The sequence below is a fragment of the Vibrio sp. M60_M70 genome, from assembly GCF_037162085.1.
GTDB classification, from domain to species: domain Bacteria; phylum Pseudomonadota; class Gammaproteobacteria; order Enterobacterales; family Vibrionaceae; genus Vibrio; species Vibrio diabolicus.
On the sequence record NZ_JARLUL010000002.1, the window covers coordinates 611605 to 629846 of the forward strand.

General features: G+C 43.3%; 14 protein-coding genes and 2 pseudogenes. 12 read left to right on the top strand and 4 right to left on the bottom strand.

Annotated elements, in window-relative coordinates; translation table 11 throughout:
- The first annotated feature begins 106 nt into the window (after positions 1 to 106).
- The 6 genes and pseudogenes from P4S59_RS18515 to P4S59_RS18540 all read left to right on the top strand — a co-directional run bounded on the left by P4S59_RS18515 (position 107) and on the right by P4S59_RS18540 (position 6925).
- Positions 107 to 1243, top strand: coding sequence for a hypothetical protein (locus P4S59_RS18515; RefSeq protein WP_337168835.1), 1137 nt, complete (start codon positions 107 to 109; stop codon positions 1241 to 1243).
- A pseudogene (locus tag P4S59_RS18520) lies at positions 1233 to 2158 on the top strand (metal ABC transporter solute-binding protein, Zn/Mn family). The gene P4S59_RS18515 and the pseudogene P4S59_RS18520 overlap by 11 nt, the downstream one beginning before the upstream one ends.
- Before the next feature lie 3 nt (positions 2159 to 2161).
- Complete coding sequence (locus tag P4S59_RS18525) at positions 2162 to 2956, top strand: metal ABC transporter permease (RefSeq protein ID WP_337168836.1); 795 nt, start codon at positions 2162 to 2164, stop codon at positions 2954 to 2956.
- A gap of 300 nt (positions 2957 to 3256) precedes the next feature.
- On the top strand, positions 3257 to 3976 hold the full coding sequence (locus tag P4S59_RS18530) for a beta-ketoacyl-ACP reductase (protein WP_104973466.1): 720 nt from the start codon (positions 3257 to 3259) through the stop codon (positions 3974 to 3976).
- Positions 3977 to 4287: 311 nt separating this feature from the next.
- Complete coding sequence (locus P4S59_RS18535) at positions 4288 to 5019, top strand: hypothetical protein (protein WP_085343241.1); 732 nt, start codon at positions 4288 to 4290, stop codon at positions 5017 to 5019.
- 532 nt (positions 5020 to 5551) lie between these two features.
- Entirely contained in the window at positions 5552 to 6925 is a 1374-nt protein-coding gene (locus P4S59_RS18540) for a carbohydrate porin (RefSeq protein WP_337169200.1), read from the top strand.
- 64 nt (positions 6926 to 6989) lie between these two features.
- Here P4S59_RS18540 and P4S59_RS18545 read toward each other — a convergent pair whose 3' ends face one another.
- Positions 6990 to 7976 (bottom strand): LacI family DNA-binding transcriptional regulator, encoded by a 987-nt coding sequence (locus P4S59_RS18545; RefSeq protein ID WP_258680203.1) that lies wholly within the window; start codon positions 7974 to 7976, stop codon positions 6990 to 6992.
- A 235-nt stretch (positions 7977 to 8211) separates the two neighbouring features.
- Here P4S59_RS18545 and P4S59_RS18550 point away from each other — a divergent pair, with 235 nt between their 5' ends.
- The 3 genes from P4S59_RS18550 (at position 8212) to P4S59_RS18560 (ending at position 12226) form a co-directional block, all read left to right on the top strand.
- Positions 8212 to 9651: a sucrose-specific PTS transporter subunit IIBC gene (locus P4S59_RS18550; RefSeq protein WP_104973469.1), complete on the top strand. Its 1440-nt coding sequence runs from the start codon at positions 8212 to 8214 to the stop codon at positions 9649 to 9651.
- Between the two features lie 165 nt (positions 9652 to 9816).
- Positions 9817 to 10740 (top strand): aminoimidazole riboside kinase, encoded by a 924-nt coding sequence (locus tag P4S59_RS18555; RefSeq protein ID WP_182033257.1) that lies wholly within the window; start codon positions 9817 to 9819, stop codon positions 10738 to 10740.
- 31 nt (positions 10741 to 10771) lie between these two features.
- Entirely contained in the window at positions 10772 to 12226 is a 1455-nt protein-coding gene (locus P4S59_RS18560; RefSeq protein ID WP_337168837.1) for a sucrose-6-phosphate hydrolase, read from the top strand.
- A gap of 79 nt (positions 12227 to 12305) precedes the next feature.
- Here P4S59_RS18560 and P4S59_RS18565 read toward each other — a convergent pair.
- Positions 12306 to 12416 (bottom strand): annotated as a pseudogene (locus tag P4S59_RS18565) (dihydrofolate reductase family protein); the annotation flags it as partial.
- Positions 12417 to 12670: 254 nt separating this feature from the next.
- Here P4S59_RS18565 and yghU point away from each other — a divergent pair.
- The 3 genes from yghU to P4S59_RS18580 all read left to right on the top strand — a co-directional run bounded on the left by yghU (position 12671) and on the right by P4S59_RS18580 (position 16517).
- The gene (yghU, locus tag P4S59_RS18570) at positions 12671 to 13528 is read left to right on the top strand and encodes a glutathione-dependent disulfide-bond oxidoreductase (RefSeq protein WP_053807951.1); all 858 of its coding nucleotides are present in this window, start codon (positions 12671 to 12673) and stop codon (positions 13526 to 13528) included.
- 1197 nt (positions 13529 to 14725) lie between these two features.
- Positions 14726 to 15895 (top strand): D-alanyl-D-alanine carboxypeptidase family protein, encoded by a 1170-nt coding sequence (locus P4S59_RS18575; protein WP_012842370.1) that lies wholly within the window; start codon positions 14726 to 14728, stop codon positions 15893 to 15895.
- A 214-nt stretch (positions 15896 to 16109) separates the two neighbouring features.
- Entirely contained in the window at positions 16110 to 16517 is a 408-nt protein-coding gene (locus P4S59_RS18580) for an SPOR domain-containing protein (protein ID WP_006741205.1), read from the top strand.
- 50 nt (positions 16518 to 16567) lie between these two features.
- Here P4S59_RS18580 and P4S59_RS18585 read toward each other — a convergent pair whose 3' ends face one another.
- Complete coding sequence (locus P4S59_RS18585; RefSeq protein ID WP_139061085.1) at positions 16568 to 17041, bottom strand: peroxiredoxin; 474 nt, start codon at positions 17039 to 17041, stop codon at positions 16568 to 16570.
- Between the two features lie 129 nt (positions 17042 to 17170).
- Positions 17171 to 18184: an adenosine deaminase gene (locus P4S59_RS18590; protein WP_337168838.1), complete on the bottom strand. Its 1014-nt coding sequence runs from the start codon at positions 18182 to 18184 to the stop codon at positions 17171 to 17173.
- Between the last annotated feature and the right edge of the window lie 58 nt (positions 18185 to 18242).

The following is an 18242-nucleotide window of genomic DNA, read 5'->3' on the forward strand; positions in this document are numbered from 1 at the left end:
CGAGCTAGCAGTCGGAACCGAGTTAAATTTCTGCTTGTGTAATGATAATTGTTATATTATAACATCGCAAAATTAAATGTTATAATATAACAAAAGGAAAGAAGTAGTGAATAAGAAATTGGTTTCTCTCGCGATCGGTAGCATTTTTGCGTCCCCTGTTTTTGCCGATACATTATCGAACCCACAGATTGGTGTTGTTGTTGATGGCTACTACCAAGATGGTCAACGTCATAATTCTGAGCGCGAAGAAGGCTTTGGCCTAGGCCATACGGAATTGAACTTATCATCAAATATTGACGATAAGTTTCACGGTGCGTTGACCGCTGTTCTTGAAAGTCATGGCGATGAGACAGAATTAGAGCTTGAAGAAGCATTCATCGAAACTTTGGCATTGCCATACGGTGTAAACGTGCGCGCAGGCCGATTCCTATCTGACTTCGGTTACCTCAACAATCAACACATGCACACTGACAGTTTCGTTGAACGCCCAATTGCTTACCGTACTTTCCTTGGTTCGCATTACTATGATGACGGTGTACGCGCAAACATCGTTCTGCCAACCGATCTTTACGTGAAGTTTGGTGTAGAAGCATTAAGCGGCAACAAGATGTCTTCTATTGAAGATGGCTCTAAAGTTGGTGTTTACACGACAACGATGAAGCTTGGTAATGATTTCTCTGAATCTTCAAGTTGGCAGTTTGGTTTAAGTTACCTGCGTAACGAAAACGGCAAAGTTAAAGAATTCGAAGATCACGACCATGGTCACGAAGAAGAACATGACCACAGCCACGCTGCGGCTGTAACGGGTGCGAACCTATACGGCGCAGATTTTGTGTGGAAGTGGGCACCAGATGGTAACTACAAGTACAGCAACTTCACGCTATCTGCGGAATACATGTTGTTAGACGGTGTAGTAGACAGCAAATACAAGAACGATGCAGAGTCACCAGACCACCTAAGCGCATACTATGTTTCGGGCGTTTACCGATTCAACCCAAGCTGGTCTACAGGCCTACGTTACGGCGAAGCAGAAAGCTATGATGGCCACGCACACGGTGATCACATGCATTTCACAGCACTGAATGATAAAGAGATGGATGCGATGATCGCATGGGATTCTTCTCATTTCGGTACGATCCGTGCGCAATACACTCGCATTGATAACCAAGACAGCGAAACAGACAACGTGTTTACTCTGCAATACGTAATGACATTTGGAGCGCACGGTGCACATGCGTTCTAAACTTGCGATAAGTAAATGCAGTTTAGTGATGATGGCGGCGGGATCTGCCATCATCTCTTCGCCTGCTTTGGCTCTCAACATTTTCGTTTGTGAGCCTGAATGGAAAGCTTTTCTTGAAAGTCATGCCCCAAACGCCACCATTTACTCAGCAACCACGGCTAAGCAAGATCCGCATTATGTTCAAGCTCGTCCGTCTTTGATTGCCAAGATGCGCCAAGCTGACATGGCGATGTGCTCTGGCGCTGAGTTGGAGGTAGGTTGGTTGCCGATGCTTCAAAATCGAAGTGGCAATAGTGCCGTTCAAAATGGTGCTCAAAGCATGATTTATGCGACCGATTTCGTGCGTATGTTGGACTCTCATGATCATGTTGACCGCAGCATGGGGGATATCCATGCGCACGGAAACCCACATGTTCAATTTGCGGCAAATGACATGATTCCATTATCTCGCAAAGTAACGGAGCGCTTAAAAGCGATTGATCCCGACAACGCACAAAGTTACCAAGTGAATGGTATGAAGTTTCGCGCGCAGTGGCAAAAAAGCTCAATGAATGGGAGCAAAAAGCTCAACCATTACAGGGGAAACGGGTCGTTGGATATCACTCCACCTACCGATACCTATTTGATTGGCTAGGTATGGTTCAAGTCGCGGATCTTGAACCGAAACCGGGGATATCGCCAACGACGTCGCATCTGCAATCTTTAACTCAATTGGATACCAAACAGTTTGACGCTATTGTGTTTTCATCTCATCAAGATCAACGTCCAGCGAACTGGTTGCAGGAGCATACTGATAAACCTGTGATTCAACTGCCATTGACCGTTTCTGAGGGTGAAAGCTTGGATGAGATGTACGATCAGGTCATTGATGATTTACTGGATGTGTTAGTGCCACCCGTTCCAGTGAAGATCTAAGTCATGGCAGATTATGCATGGCTTTTACCTGCGGTTTTGTGTGGCTTAATTGCGTTAGTTGGCAACATCGTTTTGGGGCAACAAGTTCTTAATCGTCAGATCATCTTTATAGATTTGGCGGTGGCGCAAGTCGCGGCATTGGGGGCAGCACTAAGCCACTACTGGTTGAGCCAATACGCGCTGTTCTCAGGCTCATTCTTTGGTGAAATGATTGGCCCTTGGGTTATGTCTTTGAAGCTTTGCGGTTTGATTGCCTTAATGGAGAAACGATACCAGCAACATTTAGAGCCCATGATTGGCAGCTTGTTTGTGGTGTCTGCATCGCTGGCGATCCTGCTGGTGAGCAAAGACCCACACGGCGGAGACTTTATTCAAGGCATTCTTAATGGGCAACTGTTATGGGCGACTTGGGCAGACGTTTGGCCTTTGACACTCATTACCGCTGCGATGTTGCTATTGGTTTGGTTAAAACCTGCGTTTATGCGCGGTAGTGGTTTTTATCTGATCTTTGCTATCCTGATGCCCATTACGGTCAAGTTAACCGGCATTTATTTAGAATTTGCTTTGTTGGTGATTCCAGCTTTATGTGCGGCAGCATTGAAGGGAACTCTATTCTTTGTCGCCAGTATCAGCATCGGTATTGTTGGGATTTTATCGGGTATTGCCGCATCGGCTCGCTACGACTTACCAAGTGGTGCGAGTATTGTGATCACCCTGTTTATTACTGGAATGTTGTTTAATCTTTTGCTTCAACCTTTTCTGGTGAAAATAACAAAACCAGCTTTTGTAAGAGATTAAGAGACAAGTAATATTGGTCTGATGAAGTAGTATTTGAGTCATCAGATCAATACTTTTCTATCCAAGTCCTCCAATCGTGTAACTTTGCTCCTTCCAACACACTTTCTTAAGTTGATCTTGCCATAGTCATCAAGTTGCCTTGATTAGTTCACATCCGACTCCCAGACTGTTTCTATAGTTTTTATAAGATATAAAAGACCCTGCGTATGAGAAGCGCAGCTGTAGCGCGACTAGGCATAAAAACAAAAAACGCTAGGGATACAAGCGAATTTGTACTCTCAACATTTAAGGAAGACCAAGATGAAAGACGAAAAAGTCGCCGTCGTTACAGGGGCTGCTCGCGGTATAGGGCAGGCCATTTGCGAACAATTACTCGAAGATGGATTTCACGTCGTGGGGCTAGATATCTCGCCTGTGGAGTGGAGTCAGTCGCCAAACCTTTCAAGTTATCAAGTGAATCTCTGTGAGGCCGCAGCGGTAAGTGAAGTGGTCGACAGCATCGTCGCGAAACATCAACGCATTGATGTTCTGGTCAACAACGCCGGGATAACGAGAGATGCACTGCTGCCAGACATGTTAGAGCAAGACTGGGACAGCGTTATCGACGTGAACCTAAAGGCGGTGTTTTTACTCACCCAGCGCGTTGCACCTGTCATGCTAGAGCAAGGCGCAGGCAGTATTGTCAGTATTTCGTCTATCGTGGGAACGGATGGCAATATTGGTCAAAGTAATTATGGCGCGAGTAAAGGTGGCGTGATAGCGATGAGCAAAGGCTGGGCGAAAGAGTTCGCAAGAAAAGGCGCTCAAATCCGAGTCAACTGTGTTGCTCCAGGTTTTATCGCTACCGACATGACAAAGAGCTTGCCTGAAAAAGTCATTCAAATGATGGAAAGTAAAACGCCTCTGGGACGCATGGGCTCGGCGCAAGACATTGCCAATGGCGTTGCGTTTCTAGCGTCTGATAAAAGTGCGTTTATAACCGGACAAGTGCTCAAGATTGATGGTGGGTTGGTGTTATAGCTCGCTAATCAAAATCTCAAATAACAAACGCCCTTTACTTATGTGAAGGGCGTTTTGTTGGGTAACGCTATTCGGGCTTTTGACACGTTCACTTTATTCGTTTCGCACTGCCGGATTTGTATGATTAAGTATAGAGTTAGAACACGTAATTCATTCTGGCATCGTTCTCTGTTATTAACCTAGCAATTTAGCTAATCAAAAATATTAACTTCGAAATAGAATAACTATTGAGGTATTAAAGTATGATTTTATTGCCCATGATATTGTTTTAAATGATAATGCCACTAAATAATTAACTTTGAATACTCACTATGTACTTAAAAACTGTACTGTTTAGCGCGTCAACTCTTCTTATTTTGGGCTGTAACTCCGAATCAACTAACCCATCTACTGAAGAAAGCGGATGGATAGTTGTAAGCTCTCACTCCGAGCCAAGAAAACATCAGGTAATTTACGAAAAACATAGCAGGAAAGGTCTAAGTCTTGCCACTAACGTTCCGGATCTTGACCTGCCTTTAACTTACCAATTGGCGAACCAAATTATTGAGGTCAAAGAAGAGCTTACATTTGGTGAAAATATTGATGGGAACCGTCTAACTTGGAAAGCTATTGGCAATTCTAAACTTAGAGAAAACCAAGTCCACTACGGAGTTAATAAAGATTACTCAGCTTCTAATGAAGGTATTGCTATCGGCTATGTTAACTTTGAGTCGAGGTTTGAGACTGAAGGAAAGCTTGGAATCGAAAAGTTATTCATTGCGATGTATGACGATGTCAAGAGTGTCAAATTTTACTCTGGATGGGATAGTTCTAAAATATCTTGTTACCAAAATACGTTTGATGAAGACTTAGCTTGTTACGGTGAAATTTTAATTAACGACGATATAGTTCATGTTTTTGATAAATATCTGCCGTATGAATATGTAAACATGGTTTACGACACCGTTATGTCCAAAGGTCGAGAAGAGATAATTGAGGCAGATTTTCAACATCAAATTAAATACTTACTAGTCGCCAAAGAGAATAACGTTGAGATGCATTAGACTACATTAGCTTGATTACTTTTTGGTAATGAGTGGCTTTTCGAAACCGATGTGACCATGAGCAAGATTATTGGATTTTACAAAACTCATTTATGTTCAAAAATGAGTTTTGTAGATATTAAAATGCATGGAGCCAATGCTCTCACTGATTCTATGAAGTTTTTTGTGCGCTCTAACCACAAGACAATCTATAAAAGACGTTGAGCCAACGTCTCTGCCACAATGCCACCTGTTAATAAGGCTGAATTTCAATGCCTGTTTCTCATTACCATTCAAATGTGCGCTGGTTAATGATTTTTCTGTAATTAACACAATTGAACGTGATAGAAGTAACAAAAACGCTTCCTTGCGGTAACGTTCCCGAAATTTTTATATATTATCGCCTTCATTGATACAAGTGGTAGAGACGCTCTGTATCTGAGCGCTCTGAAATTCAGGCTTTAGATGGACATTTAAAGTCACCATAAGTTTGCAATTTTGCTTGGGAACGTTTGCAAATGACCTAAGTATAAATTTACGTGAGACTATGGAAATGAAACTACACACTTTGACGATGGCAGTAGCGCTTGGGCTGGTTACTGCACCTGCATTCGCAACAACAGATGTTGACGCTCTTGAAAAGCGAATTAATGAATTAGAACAGAGACTTGAACAGACAGAAAAAGTATCCACAGAAGCAAATGAGAAAGCCTCAAGCTTTGAGTTTCATGGCTACGCTCGTTCCGGGCTGCTCATTAATGATGATCTGAATGGTGCAGTGGGTACTGGTCCTTACATGACGGCAGCTGGTGCTATTGGCGCGCCAATTGGACGATTAGGGGTTGAAGATGATCATTATGTGGAAGCAAACCTTATTCACAAACGCTTTGCAGATGATGGTTCCAGCGCATTGTTCCGAATCATGTTGGCAGATAGTACGGAAACCAATAACGAATGGACAGCGAGTGAGAGTCAATTAAACGTTCGTCAGGTATATGCTGAGCTAAACAAGTTGAGCATGTTCTCTGAATCAAGTGCGTTTGCTGACGCAACGTTTTGGGCAGGTAAACGATTTGACCGTGATAACTTTGACATTCACTTCTTTGACTCGGATATCGTTTTCCTATCTGGTACTGGTGCTGGCGTGTATGACGTCCAAATGAGCGATTCGTGGAAAGCAAACTTCTCGATCTATGGTCGTGATTTTGGTGAGATTGATAGCTCGTCAACGGATGTTGAAAACTATATCGCGACAATGAACAACCGTGTTGGCAATTGGCAATTGATGCTGAGCGGCATGACGTCTGCTGATAACAATGATCGCGTAGAAGGTGCAGCAGACAAAGGTTTACATGCGATGTTTGCCTACCATGGCGATAACTTCTTTGGCATGAGTGAAGGCTTCTCTAAAACTGGTATTTTGATGGGTGATGGACTGGGTGCAGAACTTAAAGGCATTGGTTCAAACGGTGATTTGCTAGAAGACGCAAAAGCCGTACGTTTGTTCAGTTATGGTGTAACACGCATCGGCGACAACTGGCGTGTAGCACCTGCGTTGCTAGCAGAACATAGCCAAGATCGCTTTGCTAAAAATGATGAATTTACGTGGGCATCGTTCAACATCCGCTTAGCGCAAGAGTTTACACAAAACTTTGAGATGGTTTATGAAGGCTCATACCAATACATGGACCTAGACAATGCGATTGATAAAGCAAGTGGCAGTTTTTACAAAGCGACAATTGCACCAACGCTTAAGATGTCTACCGCAGCAGGTTTCTTTGACCGTCCGGAGCTACGTTTTGCTGTTAGCTACGTTGATTGGAGCGAAGACTTGAATGGCTACTCGATTAGCCAGGATGCGGGCGCAGCAACGATGGGTGATGGTGGTGAAGTTATGTTTGCACTGCAAATGGAAACTTGGTTCTAAAGGGCTCTAACCGACAAAGAGTAATAAGAAAAGCGCCAACTGATTTCAGTTGGCGCTTTTTTCATTAACAGGACTGACGCTCAATTGTTTTGAAGGTTAGTACCATCTTACTCATTTCAAAACTTCTGTTGGCAATTCTATCTAGTAACAGTTTTGCACCATTTTCACCTGCTTTATCAAATGCATAGTTAAATGTTGATAAGGTTGGGGTGCACACTGATGCGAGCTCATCATCACCAACCCCTAGCACTAAAACGTCTTTTCCCGGTGTTAACCCGAGCTCTTGAATCGCTCTCATCGCACCGATAGCAATACGGTCTGTCGCACAGAACAAGCCATCTAGCTTACGGTTCTCTGTTAAGTGTTGTTTTGCCAATGCATAGCCAGAATCGATGGTAAAGTCACCACGAGCATGGAAGGCGAGCTCAAAACCATGGTGTTGCAGCGCTTGAACAAATCCTTCAGAGCGTTGCTTATCTACCGCGATATCGTCACCTTGCACACCAATAAAACCCATAGTTTGGCAACCTTTTGCAACCAGTCTATTTCCTGCTTCAAACCCTACTCGTGCGTCATCATGAATGATGCTTGGAATATTAAACATGGAACCATCCTGACCGACGAGCACAACTGGGACCGCTGAGTTTTGAATTGCTTTGACCAGCTTGGAATCGAGGTGGGTGGCGTAAAGAATGATCCCTTCAACCCGTTTTTGGTTAAAGATCTGAATATATTCTAGTTCTTTTTCGTGGGCTTGGTGAGTGCTAGCAAGTAAGACATGTTTCCCGGCTTTTTCAAGGACATCGGTTAATCCATCGACACCTTGGGATGTGGCATGAGAGGAAACCCGAGGAACGATGACACCAACCAGATTGGTCTTTTGAGATTTTAGATCTTTAGCGACTTGGTTCGGCACATAGCCACACTCAGCTACTGCTTGGCGGACCTTCTGTTTTGTCGCTTCTTTTACGCCATACTCATCGTTTATAACCCGTGACACTGTTGATTTTGATACGCCAGCCAGACGGGCGACATCATGCAGACTCGCCATTGTTCCTATCCATTCTGTTTTTCGTTTTTGGGATTGTTTGCAAAGAGAAGATGAAAAGCTCTTTGATAAGTAGCGATTCTAACCTCCTATACTGCTCTTAGGGAGAGAATTTGACGATCATTCTCACATTCTTTCTGCTTTATCTTTGATCATTTGGTTTTATTGAGCAAAAATCTGTTTTGCAAACGTTCCCAAAAATTTCGCAAGCTCAGATAATAATCCAATGGGGTATGAAATGAATTATCCGGCAGTAGCAAAAGAGTTGTTAACTCTATTAGGTGGTAAAAGCAACATCACCGCACTTGCACATTGTGCGACACGCTTACGCCTTGCCGTTGCAGATGAGCAAAAAATAGATGAACAAGCGATTGATAACCTTGAAGGGGTAAAAGGGCAGTTCAAAGTTGCGGGTCAGTACCAAATCATTTTTGGATCAGGCATCGTAAACCAAGTTTATGCAGAAATGGCGAAGTTGACGGGTATGAGTGAAATGTCCACCAACGACGTTGCGTCTGCTGGCGCAGAGAAACAAAACATTGTTCAGCGCGCGGTGAAAGGGCTGTCTGATATTTTCGTCCCAATCATTCCAGCAATCGTCGCTGGCGGTTTGTTGATGGGTATTTACAACCTACTGACTGCCCAAGGCTTGTTTATTGATGGTAAATCCTTGATTGAGGCCAACCCAGGACTGACAGACTTGGCGAACATGATCAACACGTTTGCGAACGCTCCGTTTGTTTACCTGCCTATTCTGCTGGCATTTTCAGCCAGTAAGAAGTTTGGCGGTAACCCATATTTAGGGGCAGCGCTAGGTATGTTGATGGTTCACCCTGACTTGCTGAATGGTTGGGGATTCGGCGGCGCATCTGTGTCTGGCAACATTCCGGTTTGGAATATTCTTGGTTTTGAAATCCAAAAAGTGGGTTACCAAGGTTCAGTGTTACCGGTTTTGGTATCGGCATTCATTCTTGCGAAGGTTGAGCTAGGCTTACGTAAAGTCATACCTTCTGTTTTAGACAACCTTTTAACGCCATTACTGGCGATTTTCATAGCGGGTTTGCTGACGTTTACTGTCGTCGGTCCGTTCACGCGTGATATCGGTTTCCTATTGGGTGATGGTCTGAACTGGCTATACAACACAGCTGGCTTTGTTGGTGGTGCGGTATTTGGTCTTATTTATGCTCCGTTTGTTATTACTGGTATGCATCACAGCTTCATTGCGATTGAAACTCAACTTCTTGCGGATATTGCAACGACGGGCGGCACCTTTATCTTTCCTATTGCGGCGATGTCTAACGTTTCTCAAGGAGCGGCAGCGTTGGCGGTGGGCGTGATGAGCAAAGATAAGAAGATGAAAGGTATTGCGATTCCATCTGGTGTTACGGGTTTGCTGGGTATTACAGAACCAGCCATGTTTGGTGTTAACTTAAAACTACGTTACCCATTTATTGCGGCAGTTTGCGCTGCGGCGTTATCAAGTGCGTTCATCACAATGTTTAATGTGAAAGCTCAGGCATTGGGTGCAGCTGGTCTTCCAGGCATCATTTCCATCACGCCAGATAAGATTGGGTACTACATCGCGGGTATGGTGATCGCGTTCTTGACCGCATTTGTTCTCACCATTGTTCTAGGTATGCGTGACCGCGCTAAAGTCGGTAAAAAAGCAGCGGCTTAATCTGAACTCCTTAAGGGTGGAGTCCCCCAAAGTCCACTTCTTTTCCTAAATGTTTGGGGTGCTAGCCAAGCACTCATGGTTTGGCTAGCCTTTTTCAATTTTTACTTGGTAGTGAATGTGTTCAACACGTTGGACTATCAGGGCTTTAATTTTAAGGTAAGCAAGATGAATCAAGTGTGGGTAACTGGTGATGCTGTTGTCGATCTAATACCGGAATCTGAGACTTCTTTACTCAAATGTCCCGGAGGTGCACCAGCGAATGTCGCCGTAGCAATTGCTCGTCTATCTGGTAAGAGTGCGTTTTTTGGACGTGTGGGTGATGACCCATTTGGTCGCTTCATGCAATCAATACTCGATCAAGAGGGCGTTTGCACGGAGTTTCTCATTAAAGACCCTGAGCAAAGAACATCAACAGTGGTGGTGGATTTAGACGATCAAGGTGAACGCAGCTTTACGTTTATGGTAAAACCGAGCGCTGATCAGTTTATGTCTGTTGAAGACATCCCAAACTTTAAGCAAGGTGACTGGCTGCATGTTTGCTCGATTTCACTGGCAAATGAGCCAAGTCGAAGCAGCACATTTGAGGCGATCAAAAGAGCAAAAGCCGCTGGTGGTTTCATTAGCTTTGACCCTAACTTGCGCGATGAAGTGTGGCAAGATCAATCAGAAATCCAAGCTGTCGTGATGAAGGCTGTAGCGATGGCTGACGTGGTTAAGTTCTCTGAAGAAGAGCTTTTGTTCTTAACTGACTCAACTTCGATGGCACAGGGTTTACAACAAATAGCCGCTTTGAATATTGCGTTGGTCTTGGTGACACAAGGTGCGAAAGGCGTTTGGCGCGTCTTTGAAAGTCAGAGTGAGCTGATCACTGGTCAAGTCGTTAGTCCGATTGATACCACAGGTGCGGGTGATGCTTTTGTCGGAGGGCTACTTGCATGTCTGTCTCGGCATGCCGATTGGAAAAATCATCCTGTTGTTAGCTCTGCGATTCAATGGGCAAATGGCTGTGGTGCATTAGCGACGACGCAAAAAGGCGCAATGACCGCGCTTCCGACCCAGACAGAATTGCTGCGATTTATTGGGCAATGATCTTCAGATCCAATTTCAGTTGAGAAAAATTATGAGCTTAAACAACCGTTGGACTGTAGAGCAAAGATATCGTCGACTTGAGCAAATCCCTCAGTGTGATATCGAAGAAATGACACTTTCACGTCAGCAAGATAAAGGCTTTCCTAGTTTTCATATCGCCCCTAAATTTGGGCTGTTAAATGACCCAAATGGGTTGTGCCATTTCAATGGTGAGCACCACATCTTTTACCAGTGGACACCTGTGGGACCAGTCCATGGAATGAAGTATTGGTATCACCTTTCTACTAAAGACTTCATCCATTTTACTGATCATGGTGTGGGTCTTCATCCTGACCAAGACTACGATTCACATGGTGTCTATTCGGGCGGCGCTTTGGTGGAAAACGACAAGGCTTTGCTGTTTTTTACTGGCAACAAGCGTGACCAAAACTGGAACCGAGTTCCAACACAGTGTTTTGCCACCATGGATTCAGACGGCAACATTGAAAAGCACGGTGTGGTCATTGAGAACGAACATTACACGGAGCACTTTCGTGATCCAAAAGTTTGGAAGAAAGGCGACGACTATTTGATGGTGGTGGGTGCTCAAACCAAAACTGAGCATGGCTCAATGGCGCTATATCAAAGCAAAGATTTGAAAACGTGGCAGCATAAAGGTCCTATCAAGACCAATTTTTCTGACCTTGGGTACATGTGGGAGTGTCCTGATTTCTTTGAGATTAATGGTCAATCGGTGATGCTGTTTTCTCCACAGGGTGTGAGCAGTAGTAATCCTTATGATTTCAAAAACATCTATTCTGTCGCGTATATCGTGGGTGATCAGTTGAACCTGGAGTCGATGACTTTAGAAAACCACCAAGATATTTTGCAGCCAGATTATGGGTTTGATTTCTACGCCCCACAAACCTATTTAGATGAGAATGGGCGTCGCATTCTTATTGCATGGATAGGGTTGCCAGAAATCGACACGCCATCGGTCACACACCAGTGGGCAGGAATGTTGTCTCTTCCTAGAGAACTAACGTTGAAAGATGGTTTTCTTGTTCAAACTCCACTCCCTGAGCTGAAGAGTTTGAGAAAAGAAGAGGTGGTCTTTGCACAATCCCATACACTGGAAAGCACCAATTGTTTGATCCAATTAGACCTTGAGGGCGATGGCTTTGAACTTGAGCTGAGTAACCTCAAAGGTGACAACATCGTCTTTAGTGCGACAGAGCACGAGTTTATGCTGGACCGTCGTTACATGTCTCATTTGTACGCAGAAGAATTTGGTGGCATTCGAAAAGCACCAAGATTGGACGCTAAGCAGACGATTGATATATATATCGACAACTCTGTCATCGAGATTTTTATTAATGGTGGCAAACACACGATGACCAGTCGTTTCTTTATTGATGACCTCAATAAGGTAACGTTGAAAGGGTTGGAGCAAGCAAGGCTTTTCCCTTTGAAAGGCATCACTGGTTTGTTTGAATCAGCTAAGTAACGGTTTCGATTACAAAGATATTAAAACGCCCTTCATTGACTCAGTGAAGGGCGTTTTTCTTTTTAACTATCTAACCTAACTATCTTTCACGTACGTAAGTCTTCTGAACCAAAGTATCTAACACTACTTCGCTCTTAGTGACTGTAAAGTTAAGCGGTTGTTCTAAATCACCAAACAGAGGTGCGCCGCCGAGTTGGGCTTACTCATTATTGTTAGCATCTCGAACCTAACTCACATTAACACAACGTTTTTCCTTATAGCGTGAAAGAAAATCCCATAACCAAAGGTTCTAATTAAGTGAAAGGTCAGGACTTTTATTTGAAGATTCCGGCCTAATATCTTGGGTATGCCCATTTATCGAATGCGGTGGGTTACTTCATCATGCTTGCTGGCGCACTGAGTTTGCCAGTTTGATAATGCATTCAAACACAATAAGGGATAACAATGGCTAACGAATACATTCCACCAAAAGTTTGGACAAACGATAACGAAAACGGTGGCCAGTGGGCGAGCATTAACCGCCCGGACTCAGGCGCTCGTCATGAGCAAGAATTGCCTGTTGGGGAACACCCATTCCAACTTTATTCCATGGGGACTCCAAACGGCCAGAAAGTAACGATCATGTTTGAAGAGCTTCTGGCGGCAGGCGTAAAAGAAGCAGAATATGATGCATACCTGATCAAGATTGGTGACGGCGACCAGTTTGGTTCTGGTTTTGTTGCTGTGAACCCGAACTCGAAAATTCCGGCCCTAGTTGACCGTTCAGGTTCTGAGCCAGTGAACGTGTTTGAATCAGGTAACATCCTATTCTACCTAGCAGAGAAGTTTGGTCACTTTCTACCAAAAGAGGGCGCAAAGCGTGCTGAAGTGATGAACTGGTTGTTCTGGCTGCAAGGTTCTGCGCCATACCTAGGCGGTGGTTTTGGTCACTTCTACGCGTACGCACCAGAGAAGTTCGAGTACCCAATCAACCGTTTTACAATGGAAGCAAAACGTCAGTTAGATGTATTAGACAAGCGCCTCGCAAACAATGAATTCCTAGGTGGCGATGATTACAGTATCGCTGATATCGCAACATGGCCATGGTACGGCAACCTTGTACTGGGTCGTGCTTACGATGCGGCTGAATTCTTAGACGTAGAAAGCTATAAAAACGTTGTGCGTTGGGCGAAAGCGATTGATGAGCGAGAAGCTGTCCAGCGTGGTCGTATTGTGAATCGCTCATGGGGAGAAGAGTGGGAGCAGTTACCTGAACGTCACAGCGCAGAAGATATTGATAAGGTATTGAAGCTTAAACCATAAGCAAACTTGGCTCAGTCACTTCAAGTAAGTTTGTTTTCATCCGAACTCATACTCCAAAACTGATCAAATCCATAGCGCATCTTACTAGATGCGCTACTTTTATTTGAATTGTAAACCCGTTGAAGATTATTCAATCTATAGATGGTTCTTTGCTTCTATTTGTCGTTTTCATATTCAACAAGCCCTCTGCATTTCTATTAACTATTAGCTGATGATATTCTAAAAATTTATACTTTAGATAACCTTAAATTTATAACTTAATTTTATATCTAGTATAAATAAACTTAATGATAATTAATCTTTGACATAACCTTTTATTTTGTGTGGAATGTGCAGGTTAATCTATTTAAATTAAAATTTATAGATAAATAAAATTTAAATAATTTACTGAATTCTACATCTAGCTTTGAGCAATGTTTAATTACAACTGCTTATACCATGAAAGAGGATATGTATAATGTCGTCGTTTGATTCGTACTGGGTTGGGGTACGTGAAAGAATTGCTATACAAACTGAAGGTAACCGAAATTTAAAGTCTTTAGTGATAAAAAAGCAGAGAGTGAACTTAAATAACAGTGGCTTATCTTTTCGTGCTAAATCCGGATGCCTTATCCCTCATTGTTACACTCAGTTTACTGATGACGATACAAACTCAAAGGCATCGAAAAAAGCCTCCCTTAGTTTTAAGAAAGGGAAATTATACTTTTCTCCTGTCTAGTAATAGATAATATTTAGGTTATATATAAATTAAATTTTTATTTTTATCTGAAATTCTGACAATAAATTATTATGTTGTTATGACCGAGATGAAGCATTGGTTAGTAAATTATTAGTTTGGATTATTAATTGAATTGTAGATTTTCTTAGTTGCCCCTAGTTAGATAGTGATAAAATTTTTAGCTATCTTTTCCCGTACAAGCTTAGTTTTAGATCTGGCTTGTACGGTTTTTTCTCTGAACACTAATTACATAGCATAACGGCATGATTTCTCGCCTCTTGTCTCATCTTTCTAGACGAAAGCTCTACCTACCTCTCATTATTCTCGACAAACATTGAGTAAAAGTAACTAATCGTAACAAGGTGGCTGTAACTGAGCGCCGTTTCAATATACTCGCTCTTTACCTAGGTAACCCTGCGCTTTGAATTCATTCGGGTACCGTTTGTAAGCCTTAAATGCTACTAAGATAAGATGTCATGATGAGAAAAAGTACTATATTAAACACAGTGTTAATTACAGGGTTCGCTGCTGTATCTTCGTTGGCTTATGCAGCACCAACGGTTGTGCCAAATGCACCGGAACTCAGTTCTCGTGGCTATGTTTTGATGGACTTTCACACTGGGAAAGTGCTGGTTGAACGTGATGCACATAAACGGCTAAATCCTGCGAGCTTAACGAAGTTAATGACGGCTTATGTGGCTGGTCAAGAAATTAACGCAGGTAATATTACTTTGGATGATGAGGTCGTCATTAGCCGAAATGCTTGGGCAAAAAACTTCCCAGATTCCTCAAAGATGTTTATTGAAGTCAATACTTCCGTTTCTTTATCTGACTTATACCGTGGCCTGGTTGTTCAATCAGGTAATGATGCTAGTGTGGCCATTGCTGAACATGTCGCAGGTAGTGAGTCAGGGTTTGTAAGCTTGATGAATAGTTGGGCTGCTAAGCTTGAATTAAATAACACGGCTTTCACCAACCCTCATGGTCTAGACAGTGACGGTTTATATTCAACACCTTATGACATTGCCAAGTTGGGTCAAGCTATTATTCGTGACTTACCTGATATCTACCCACTGTATAGCGAAACCTCGTTTACCTACAACGGCATTACGCAATATAACCGCAATGGTTTGCTTCGTGATCGCAGTATGAATGTCGATGGTATGAAAACTGGTTATACAAGCGGTGCTGGTTACAGTCTAGCGACTTCAGCGACTCAAGGTGACATGCGTTTAATTGCTGTTGTGATGGGAGCAAAAAGTGAGAATATCCGTGAATCCGAAAGCAAACAACTGCTAAGTTATGGCTTCCGCTTTTACGATACGGTAATGCCAACCGAGGCAGGAACGGAAGTTGCGAACGCTCGAGTTTGGATGGGCGAACAAGATGAGCTTAAAGTAGGCGTGGCCAATGACGTTTATCTCACTTTACCAAAAGGGGATGTGAAAAAGCTACAAGCTGAAGTTGAATATAATGGCGATTTGGTAGCGCCAATTTCTCAACAACAAGTGGTTGGTAAAGTGCTTTACAAAGTCGAAGGTAAAGTTGTGAATGAAGCCGAACTTGTTGCGTTGGAATCAGTGGAAGAAGGCAGCTTATTCAAGCGAATTTTAGACTGGTTTAAGCAATTGGTCGCGAGTTGGCTCTAAAAAACAGCTAACTTCTGCCATTATCACTCTATCTTGTTATTGTTCTATTAAATCAATTTACTAAGGCGGCCAACGTGGTCGCCTTACTTTTTTGGAATACTCGTTGCGCTAAAACATCGAACCTTCTCGTATGGGTCTATTTTCGCCTAATTAGAAGCGTTTTTGTGTTTTTGAGTGCGAGAGAAAAGAAACTAGAACAAAAATGGAGTGACACGTGCACAAGATTTTATCTTTGACATTGATTTTATCGCTCATGGGCTGCGCTATGCCTTACCAGCAGCAGGTCGATAGTGGCCAATGTGTTGGAGTAATGACCTCTCAGGATGCGTATGGTTATTTAAACCCAAACCATTACACGATGCAGGTACTCGCGCTAAAGCAAGAAAAAGATGTGAAAGATTACATTCGTTATATCGATCCTAAGCATCCGGTTTGGGTTAACTGGAAAAACAGCCGAGGCACGCGTTGGTATACGGTAACTGTTGGCGATTTTAAAACGAAACAGGATGCCTACAATGCGCTTTCTTCACTGCCGAGCCGCGTAAAGCAATCATCCCCATTTGTGCTGACTTTTGCGGAAATGCAGCGTAAGCAACAAACGAGTGTTGTGAGAATGCGTTAGCCAACAAAAAACGGAAGCGATGGCTTCCGTTTTTGTATCTAAGGGTAAGCTTAAAGCGCCGCTAAAATCGTTTCTGCTTTGCTTGCTTCAAACTCTTTTGGTTCTTCAACGTTAAGTTTGGTCACAATGCCGTTTTCAATGATCATGGCGTAGCGTTGTGAGCGAATACCACCAAAGCCGCCGGTATCCATTTCAAGACCTAATGCTTTAGTAAAGCTTGCGTCGCCATCACCCAACATCAGGATTTCTGAAGCGTTTTGGGCTTCGCCCCAAGCTTGCATCACAAATGCATCGTTTACAGAAACACACGCAATTAAATCAATACCTTTTGCCTTCAACTCGTCGGCTAATACCACATAGCCTGGTAGGTGAGCTTCCGAGCACGTTGGGGTGAATGCGCCAGGTACAGCGAAGAGTACGACTTTCTTGTTTGCAAACAGCTCAGTCACGTCGTGGTTAACCATACCATCGGTAGTCAATTCGCTTAGAGTCGCAACTGGTAGAGCTTGGCCTTGTTGAATCATGATTTTATTCCTTTTTGTGTGCTAGTTTAGCTTTCTCAGTCTAGCGCTTATAAATGCGGTTAACCACAGAGCTTTTGTAAGGTTTTAACACCTAAGTGTTTGACCCAAGATGTAGCACTGATGGCTTTATTACAACGCTTCATGCTGACTTACGTATTGACTAACGAGATGGCGATACTTCGCTTTCAACTCATTATCGATGAAGCTAGCATCAATCGCATTCATTGTGAATTGAGCTAGTTCATTCTTACTCATTGGGTGTGCGTTGTTGACGGCTAAAAAGTTATCTGTCATGTAACCACCAAAGTATACCGGATCGTCCGAATTAATCGTCACAGCGACACCTTTGCGCAGTAGCTCGACAATATTGTGATCTTTCATATCGTCAAATACACACAATTTAAGGTTCGATAATGGACATACCGTCAGTGGCATTTTGCTTTCAATTAACGACTCGACTAATGCTTCATCCTCAACACAGCGAACACCATGATCCACGCGGCTGACGTGAAGCATTTCAATTGCATCGGTAATGTTTTGTGCGGGGCCTTCTTCACCTGCGTGAGCAACAGTCAGTAAGCCTGCTTCTACCGCTTGTTTAAATACTCGTTTGAACTTAGCTGGTGGATGGCCTTGTTCTGAAGAATCTAGACCGACACCAATGATCTTATCACGGTGTTTCAGAACGGATTGCAGAGTCTCCATGGCGCTTTCTTCTGAAAGGTGACGGAGAAAACACGCAATGATTTGTGAAGTAATGCCGAGCTTCTCGTACCCATCTTTTAGTGCGCGAGCGATCCCGTGGGTCACGGCGTCAAAGTCAATACCGCGCTCTGTATGCGTTTGTGGGTCAAAAAAGATTTCGGTATGAATAACGTTATCCGCTTTACAGTGCAGTAAGTATTCCCAAGTGAGATCGTAAAAGTCTTGCTCTGTACGCAAAACATCCGCCCCTTGGTAATAAAGGTCAAGGAATGACTGTAAGTCTTCGAACTGATACGCGCTGCGTAGTTCACTCGGAGAAGAGTAAGGAATGTCGATGCCGTTTCGTTGTGCTAACTTGAAGAGAAGTTCTGGCTCAAGTGAACCTTCGATATGTAAGTGCAGCTCTACTTTTGGAAGACCTTGAATAAATGCGTTCATATTCCACCTTATGTGTATTGTGGATGCAGTTACTCTAAGAATAGGTATAGATAAGAAT